At 64.6% G+C, this 8,237-nt stretch carries 8 protein-coding genes; all 8 read right to left on the minus strand.

Annotated features, from left to right (window positions below):
• On the minus strand, positions 1-716 hold a 716-nt coding region (locus EOA60_RS10520; protein WP_128311324.1), incomplete at its 3' end, for an NAD-dependent epimerase/dehydratase family protein.
• 23 nt (positions 717-739) lie between these two features.
• A complete protein-coding gene (locus tag EOA60_RS10525; protein ID WP_095826276.1) occupies positions 740-1,849 on the minus strand; it encodes a glycosyltransferase in 1,110 nt (369 codons plus the stop codon).
• Positions 1,846-2,940 (minus strand): glycosyltransferase, encoded by a 1,095-nt coding sequence (locus EOA60_RS10530; protein ID WP_095826277.1) that lies wholly within the window; start codon positions 2,938-2,940, stop codon positions 1,846-1,848. The genes EOA60_RS10525 and EOA60_RS10530 overlap by 4 nt, the downstream gene beginning before the upstream one ends.
• A complete protein-coding gene (locus EOA60_RS10535; RefSeq protein ID WP_127323618.1) occupies positions 2,937-4,067 on the minus strand; it encodes a glycosyltransferase in 1,131 nt (376 codons plus the stop codon). The genes EOA60_RS10530 and EOA60_RS10535 overlap by 4 nt, the downstream gene beginning before the upstream one ends.
• Before the next feature lie 2 nt (positions 4,068-4,069).
• Positions 4,070-5,170, minus strand: a complete 1,101-nt coding sequence (locus tag EOA60_RS10540) for a glycosyltransferase family 4 protein (RefSeq protein ID WP_095826279.1) — start codon at positions 5,168-5,170, stop codon at positions 4,070-4,072.
• Positions 5,155-6,447: a TIGR04295 family B12-binding domain-containing radical SAM protein gene (locus EOA60_RS10545; RefSeq protein WP_095802770.1), complete on the minus strand. Its 1,293-nt coding sequence runs from the start codon at positions 6,445-6,447 to the stop codon at positions 5,155-5,157. The genes EOA60_RS10540 and EOA60_RS10545 overlap by 16 nt, the downstream gene beginning before the upstream one ends.
• A complete protein-coding gene (locus tag EOA60_RS10550) occupies positions 6,444-7,517 on the minus strand; it encodes an NAD-dependent epimerase/dehydratase family protein (RefSeq protein WP_095826280.1) in 1,074 nt (357 codons plus the stop codon). The genes EOA60_RS10545 and EOA60_RS10550 overlap by 4 nt, the downstream gene beginning before the upstream one ends.
• Positions 7,514-8,237 (minus strand): NAD-dependent epimerase/dehydratase family protein (locus tag EOA60_RS10555; RefSeq protein WP_128311326.1); only part of this gene is annotated, 724 nt, incomplete at its 5' end. The genes EOA60_RS10550 and EOA60_RS10555, both read right to left, overlap by 4 nt.

An 8,237-nucleotide genomic window follows, 5' to 3' on the forward strand; every position in this document is an offset into this window, starting at 1 on the left:
ATGTCCATGAGCCGCAACAGGCCTTCGACCAGGTCGGTGACGTAGCAGAAGGATCGCGTCTGCCGGCCATCGCCGAATATCGTCATCGGCCGCTTTTCAAGTGCCTGCATGACCAGATTCGAGACGATGCGACCGTCGGCGGGGTCCATCCTTGGGCCATAAGTGTTGAAGATACGGGCGACACGCACGTCGGCCCGATCGGCCCGAAGGTAGTCGAAGCAAAGCGTCTCCGCAGTGCGCTTGCCTTCGTCGTAGCAGGCGCGCGGGCCGGTGCAGTTCACATGGCCGAGATAGTCCTCACGCTGCGGATGCTGCTCGGGATCACCATACACTTCGCTGGTCGATGCCTGCAGGAAGCGTGCACCGTCGCGAACGGCAAGCTCGAGGAGATTGAGCGACCCGACCACGCACGTGCGTGTGGTATGAACGGGATCGGCCTGGTAGCGGGGCGGTGACGCCGCGCATGCCAGGTTGAAGACACGGTCGACCGGTTCACCCAGTTCCAGCGGGCTGCAGATATCCTGCTCGATCAACCGGAAGCGCGATTGGCCGATAAGCGGCGTAATGTTCTCCATTCGGCCGGTGAGAAAGTTGTCGATGCAGATCACGCGATAGCCGATGCCAAACAGGGCCTCGCATAGGTGCGAACCGAGGAAACCGGCACCGCCGGCGACAAGCGCCGTCCGTGTCTGTTGGGCCTTTCTTGAACGCCGCATCTGTGTGTTCTCCTGTCTGCCTGTCATGCTGCACTTTCGACATCCAGATCGAGCACCGGACGTGTCTGCCTTGCCCGCGCCAGCATCGACGTGAACTCTCGTGCCCGAGCAACTCCGGTGTGTCTTTCCAGGACCAGCGAATGGGCCTGCCTGGCCATGCTGAGCCTGGCGCGGTCGGGCTGTCCCAGAAGAATTCCCGTCACATCATCTGCGCTGCCGGCCGTCTGTATCGCCGTAGCCGGAAAGAAACTGTCGAGGCCGGGCCAGCGATCGCTGATGATCGGCGTCCCGCACGCCGCTGCTTCGAAAAGCCGGACGCTGGGCGACCATCCGGCTTCGACCATCGAAGTGCGTGTCACATTCAACGTGTAGCGCTGCCGGCTATAAAATCCGGCATGCTCGGCCGGCGGCAGGTGCTCGATCCGCTCGACATTATCGGGCCAGTCGATATCGTGCGGGTATTGCGAGCCCGCAACCACGAAGCGTCGATCCGGCAGTCGACGCGCAGGCTCGAGCAGAAGCGTTTCCAGGGTCTGTTGCCGATCCGGACTGTAGGTGCCGAGATAGCCTAGATCCCATTTGATCACATTTCGGTTTCGATGGTGCCGCTCGGGGTCGACGGAGCAATAGAGCGGTTCGGCCCGACGCGCGCCGAATTCGAGCTCCAGGCGATGGAGGGTCGGTCCGCCCGTGAAGGAGAAATAAAGGTTGAAATAGGGAATCTGCCGACGCGCGAGATAGTCGCAGTCATCCTCGGCAATCCTGGCCAGCGTCACCGGCGTGTCGATGTCGTAGAAGCAGAATAGCCCGGTGCACAGCGACGCGAGGTCGTCGATGACCGCCCTGCCTTCAGGCACGAACGAGCCGATGACCACAACATCGGCCTGCTGAAGGTCTCGTTCATGGCTGCGACGAAGCTCCTGGACGGTGTCGTAATAGCGCAAGTCGCAATAATCGGGGTCGCGCAGGTCGCGGTGGTGCGCGTACCAGGGCACGTCGCGTTCGAAGAAGGTGACGCGATGGCCGAGCTCGTCGAGGCCCCGCAGCAGCCCCCGAAACGTCGTCGCATGGCCATTGCCCCAGGAAGAGGACAGAGAAAGACCCAGGAACACGATATCGAGTGCCTTCGTCATTCTGCGGCCTCCACGGTCTCGCGCTCGAAATGCGCCTTTAAGATTGCGTCAACCCGTTCAGCCCTCAGTGTGTAGGTGTGCTCGGCCAGAACACGCCGAAGCGCTGCCGCCCCGATCGCCTTTGCGCGCCCTGGTGTGAGCGTGCACATGATCTCGACAACGTCGGCGCCGTCTCGCGCCACCAGGATTTCCTCGCCAGGCGTAAGGAACAGCTCGACACCGGCCCAGGCGTCGGTGATGAGGCATGCACCGGCGCCGGCCGCCTCGAACACCCGCGTTGCCGGCGAAAAGCCGTTGCTGGCCATGCTGTCGCGGCTGATGTTCAGCACCGCCTTCGGCGTGACATTGAAGGCGTTATGGTCTCGAGTGCCGACATGGCCGAGCCAGGAGACATTCGCCGGCATCGGCTTGTCGCCCCAGCCTGATCCGCCGAGCAGGAACTTCTGGTCCTCCAGCGCACCGGCCGGCTCGAGGAAGAAGCCTTCCACGCGGGCCTCGCGATCCGGCAGGCGATTGCCGAGAAAGGCCAGATCGCAGGCGAAGCGGGAATCTCGGGCGACGGGGAAATGCGTCTCGGGATCGAGCGCGTTGTAGATCGGCACACATTCGGCGGCGCCAAGCGCCCTATAGTCCCACACGACGGGATCTCCGCCGCCATAGGTCAGCACGAGGGCGATCCTTTTGAGCTCCTCGTGGAGAGGATGGCCGGCATCGTTCCGCAATTCGCTGAGCGTCGCCGGGGCGTCGACGTCCCAGAACACCGTCAGCGCGTCATTGCGGGCGTGGTCGAGCACGGCGCGCAACAGCGCTTCGTCTTCGAAGCCCACACCGCTTGCCTTGACCACGATGTCGGCCTGCGCGGCGCAGCAAGCGACTTGCATCAGCGCATCCGGCGTCGCCTCGTAGACGACGACGTCGCACCAGTCGGGAACCTCGATGTCGCGGTGCTTCTGCCGGTCAAAGGCGTCCGGCTCGTAGAAGACGATGTCGTAACCGCGCCGGGAAAGTGCCTTCAGCAGGCCGCGATAATAGGTGGCGGCGCCGTTCCAATAGGACGACAGCAGGCTGGATCCGTAAAAGGCGATCTTCATGCGGCGGCCTCCCTTGTTGGCACCCCGTCAACCGCATGGCGATTGCCGCATGCGGCGAGTATGTCGAACAATTCGTCGGCGCGGCGCCGGCATGTGTGCCGTGCCAGGATGGTTTCCAGCCCGGCTGCCGCCAGAGCCTTCGCAAGCGCGGCGTCGTGCAGCACGTCGCGCAGGTGCTGGCGCATCTCGGAGCCGTCGCGGGCAAACAGAAAGTCCTTGCCGGGACGGAACAGCTCTTCCACGTCCGACCATGGCGCAGAGACGAGGGGAATGCCGCAGGCCAATGCCTCGAACATGCGGATCGTGGGAATGCCCGGCAGATGGTCCCGATAGGGTCGGCGCGGGATGTGCACCGTCACGCGATGCTGCGCGAACGCTTTCGGGACGTCGGCATTTGCGATCCAACCCTCGTGGCGCAAGCCGGCGTCGGCGAGCGCGGCCCGCGCCTGCGCTGGGTAGCGCACCCCGTGAACGGTTCCCGACAGGCCAAGCTCGCGTGCCGGCGCGACGAGGAACTCGTGGATTTCGGCGCTGCGTTCGTCGTCGCCCCAGTTGCCGACCCAGACCAGATCCGATACGGCGTCGACTTCGGGAGAGGGTTTGAACAACCGTTCGTCCGCTGCTTCATGCCAGGTGAAAGCCCGTCGGCCCCAGCCGGCGCGAAGGTAGCTCTCCCGCAACGCCTCGCCGAAGACCAAGACGCCGTCATAGTGCTCCAGGTTCAGTGCCGAGATCGACTGCGTCGCCGACACGGCGCGGTGATGCGTGTCGTGAAACAGCAGCGTGAACTTGCCGCCGTTGAGCTTGGCCCGCCCGATCCGCGCCACAAGATCTGGATCGGTCCATTCATGGACGATCACCACATCCGCCTTCGCAATCCAGGCCTCGTGATCGAAGGACGCATCGTAGGTCACCGGCATCAGCTCGGGAAAATCCTTCCGGAAGCGCTCGACGGCGAAGGAGCCTTGCTCGGCCAGAAGGTTCGAACGACTCCAACCGTCCGCGGGTTCGAGCGCGAGGGCGTGGTGTCCGTTCGCAACAAGCTCGCGCATGATGCCGCGCTGGAAATGCGCATTGCCATGGTTCCAATCGGAAACGACGGAATGGGTGTAGAATACGAAATGCATGGTCAGCGCCCTGCGACGGCCATCGCCGCACGATCGTAGATTTCACTCATCGCGACCGCCTGCGCCTGCGGCGAAAATTTGCGCGCGCGACGGACGGCGCGCCGGCCAAGCTGGCGCCGCAAATTTTCGTCGCGGGAGAGGTGGGCGATGCATCCGGCAAGCGCATGCGGATCGCGCGTGTCGAAGAACATAGCCGCGCCGTCCCAGAGTTCGCGATAGGTCGCGATGTCGGCGAGGACCAGCGGCGCGCCCGAGAGCGCGGCTTCCAGAGCGGCAAGCCCGAAGGGCTCGTAGATCGATGGCGAAACGAAAATGCCAGCGCGCTCCATCCGCTGACGCACTTGGGCATAGCCGATCGAGCCGAGCGCGACGCAATGATCGAGACGCGCCATCTGCCCGTCCGGCCCGCCGAGCGGGCCGGCGGCATGGACTGGCCATTCGGTTATGGCAGCCGCGGCATCCAGCACCGCCGCGTTCTTTCCTTGATCCCACCAGCGGGCGGCGGCCAGGACGAAAGGCTCGCGGCGCGAGGCGACCGGGCCGGGAAGAGCACTGTTGTGGACGACACTTAGCCGCGCGACCGGCCCGTAGCAGGCCTCAAGCATGTCGGCGTGGCTTCGGCTGGGTGCCACCACAATATCGGCGCGATTGAAACCGGCCCGGTTGCGGTCTTTCTGCCAGGCCCAGGCATCGGTCGGCACCTGACCGCGCACGGCATGCAGCCACGTCACGACGCAGGAATGCGAGACCACGAGGATGGGGCAGGGCAGATCGACCTCGGCCGCCTGGGCCGGAGCGTTAAGATGAACGAGGTCCGCGGCATAGGCCGTCGCAAGCTCCCGAAGCTCGCCGGGCAGGCCGTCGAGATCGCTCTCGTTGCGCGTCATCCAGTCCGGAGGGGTCTCGAGCCATGCGAGCGTCGCGAAGGATTGCGCCTCTTGTGCCTGCTCCCGAGAAGGCCGAGGCCCTAGCCCGGCCAGCACGACGCTGTCCCCTCGGTTGGTGAGCTCGCGCGCCAGGTCGAGCGAATATCGCCAGACGCCACCGACGGAGTCGGTGGTCATCAGGATGCGCCGCGGGCGATGGATCAATGATTGCAGCATGAGGACTCCAATTCGGCCAGCGCGCGCGGGCGCTGGTCCTGGATGTCGCTGAACGTCCGGAACGAAGCCAGATAGTGCTCATGCGCGCGCTCCCAGGCGAAATCGTCGGGTTCGCCCCACAGCTCGCGGTAACTTGGCGAGCTCGGATAGGGATAGAGCGGCACCGGCTCGTTGGCCCAGACGCCGTTGTCGATGAGGTGCTTGCGCCAATACTCCACCAGGGCCGGATCGTCCTCGACCACGCCGATCAGATTGGCTTGGACGAAAGGAACATGGCGGCGGGCATCGACCAGCAGCGCGGCCAATTCCTCGGTGCCCAGCCGACAGCGCTTGGCCAGCATCTCGCGGCCTTCGACGGTCAGGCTTTCCAGGCCAGCTTCGATCGAGACGCAGCCGGCCTCGCCCAACAATTCCAGCAACTCCGGTTTCCAGAGGTCGATGCGCGTCTGAACGCCGAATTGGATATCGCGGTCGACAAGGGCCTCGAGCAGCGCCTTCTGGGGCAGGAAAATCTCGTCGATGAAGTAGATGTAGCCGACGCCCTGGGCCATCAGACCGTCGATCTCGGCGACGACCGCGTCGTGGTTCCTGCGGCGGTAGGCGTCGCGAAAATCGATCTTGGCGCAGAAGCTGCAATTATAGGGGCAACCCCGCGAAGCTTCCACCTCTGCACCGGCGCCCTTCTGGTCCGCGTCGAACCGATGATGGTGGTGCGAATGGGCCGCAATCCAATCGGACGGCCAATGAAGTGCCGGGTGGTCGACGAAGCGGCTGACGCTCACGCCACCGTTGCAGGCCAGCACGCCGCTCTCGAGCCGCGCCGTGTGAGGGACGGCGCTCCATTCGCCGCGCCCGGCAAGCTCCGCCACCACCTCCTCGCATTCGCCGCGCACGACGACATCGACGCCAAGCTTGCGCAGGGTAGGGGCCGGCGTCGCCGAGCCATGCGGCCCGACGGCGGCGGTGCGCCCGCCGCGCCCGGCGAGATGCTTCAGGAATTCTGCCGGCACCCGCAGCTCCGGCGGCGCGCAGCGCCAGAACAGATAGGTCGGCGCGGTGGTCACGACGGTCATGTCCGGCGCGAACGCCGCCACGCGCTCGGCAAGTTCCGCGTTGTCGAGATGCTGCAACTGCCCGTCCAGCATCAGCACGCTGTGGCCGTCGGTCTCCAAGAGCGCTTTGCAGTAGCCAAGCTCCAGGGGCAGATGCGGCTGGCGGCAGCCGAAATAGATGCTGTGTTCATACGTCCAACGTGGATTGACCAGTGCGACTTTCATGCGACGTACCTCGCCACTTCAGCGTGCGGCTGAAGACGGTGCCGCAACAGCCAGCCGGCAAGGTCGCTGATGCCTTCGCGCCACGGGACATGCGCCCGCCAGCCAAGCGCGGCCTCTATCTTGCGGGTATCGGCGATGAAGAAGGGCTGGTCGCCGGTGCGTTCGAGATCCTGCCGCACCACGATGTCGCGGCCGGTCATGATGGCGATCTCCGACAGGAGCGAGCGCAGGCTGACGGCATTCCGCGGTCCGCCGCCAAGATTGAACGCCTGTCCCTTGAGGTCTTCGATCCTGGCCAGCACTCCGCGATAGGCGGCAACCGCGTCGGACACATGCAGGATGTCGCGCACCTGCTTGCCGTCGCCATAGACGGTGATGGGCCGGCCGCTGAGCGCGCTGAGGAGGAAATGGGCGACCCAGCCCTGGTCCTCGGTGCCGAACTGGCGCGGTCCATAGATGCAGCTCATGCGCAGCACCGCCGTCGGCAGGCCATAGGACTTGGCATAATCAAGGACATACTGGTCCGCAGCGCCCTTGGAGCAGCCATAGGGCGTGCAGAAATGGAGCCCGATCGTCTCGTCGACGCCATTGGCGCGGATGGCTTCGTCGCAAGGCTCGTAACGGTCGTCCGTTTCCTGCACCGCGAGCTGGGGCAAGCTGCCGTAGACCTTGTTAGTGCTGGCGAAGATTACCGGGGCGCTCACCTGGCGCGCCGCCTCAAGCACGTTGAAGGTGCCTTTGAGATTGATGTCGAGGTCCTCCGCGGGATCGATCAGGCTCGTGGTCACGGCGGTCTGGGCGGCCAGATGGAAGATCGCTCTTGCTGGCGTCAGCACGGAGGCCAGTCTGGCTTGGTCGCGCACGTCTACGGTTTCAACTCTAAGATCGCTGCCGTGCTTTTGCGCCAGCCATTCGAGGTTCTGCTCGACGCCGGCTCGGCTGAGATTGTCGATGACCAGAACGGGCTCGCCATCCGACAACAGGCTGTCGGCGAGGTTTGAGCCTATGAAGCCGCTGCCGCCGATGACGGCCACCGGCGCTTTGCCAAGGCCGCGATGCCGCTCACTCATGACACCAGCCCCCGCTCTTCAAGTTCGCGCTTCATGTCAGCGCCGCGGTCGATGACGACGGTGTTGCGAACCCAGGCCGCGAATTCACCGAGGGAGTTCTCAAGCCGATGGCTCGGCTCGAAGCCAAGCAGCTCGCGCGCCTTGGCAATGTCGGCAAAGCAGTTGCGGATGTCGCCGGAGCGCGCCTTGCCGAGGATTTCGGGCGGCCGCTTCGGAACGCCCATCGCTTCTGCAAGCAATCGAGCGACCTCGCTGATGGTGTAGGACCGTCCGCTGCCGATATTGATCGCGTGGCCGGCTGCCTGGCGTTGCTCCAGCGCCAGCCGGAAAGCCCGGGCGACATCGCGCACATGGACGAAGTCGCGCTTTTGCTCGCCGTCCTCGAAGATCATCGGCCGCTTGCCGTTGGCGAGCCGCGAAGCGAAGTTGGCAAGCACGCCGGTGTAGGGATTTGCGAGCGCTTGACCGGCGCCGAAGACGTTGAACAGGCGCAATGCCACCGCATCCACGTCATAAGCCTGACCGAAGATCAGCACCGCGCGTTCCTGCGCATATTTGGTCAGCGCGTAGATCGAAGCGAGGTCAGGACGTTTCTCCTCGTCGGTCGGAATCGGCGACAGCGCTTCGCCGGCAGCCGACAGCGGGTCCCATTGGCCGATCCTGATGTCGCTTGGCTTGCGATGGGCATCGTGGATACGCCGCCCGTCTGGTGTCTTGTAG

It is taken from the genome of Mesorhizobium sp. M1A.F.Ca.IN.020.06.1.1, from assembly GCF_004023265.1.
Classification (GTDB): Bacteria; Pseudomonadota; Alphaproteobacteria; order Rhizobiales; family Rhizobiaceae; genus Mesorhizobium.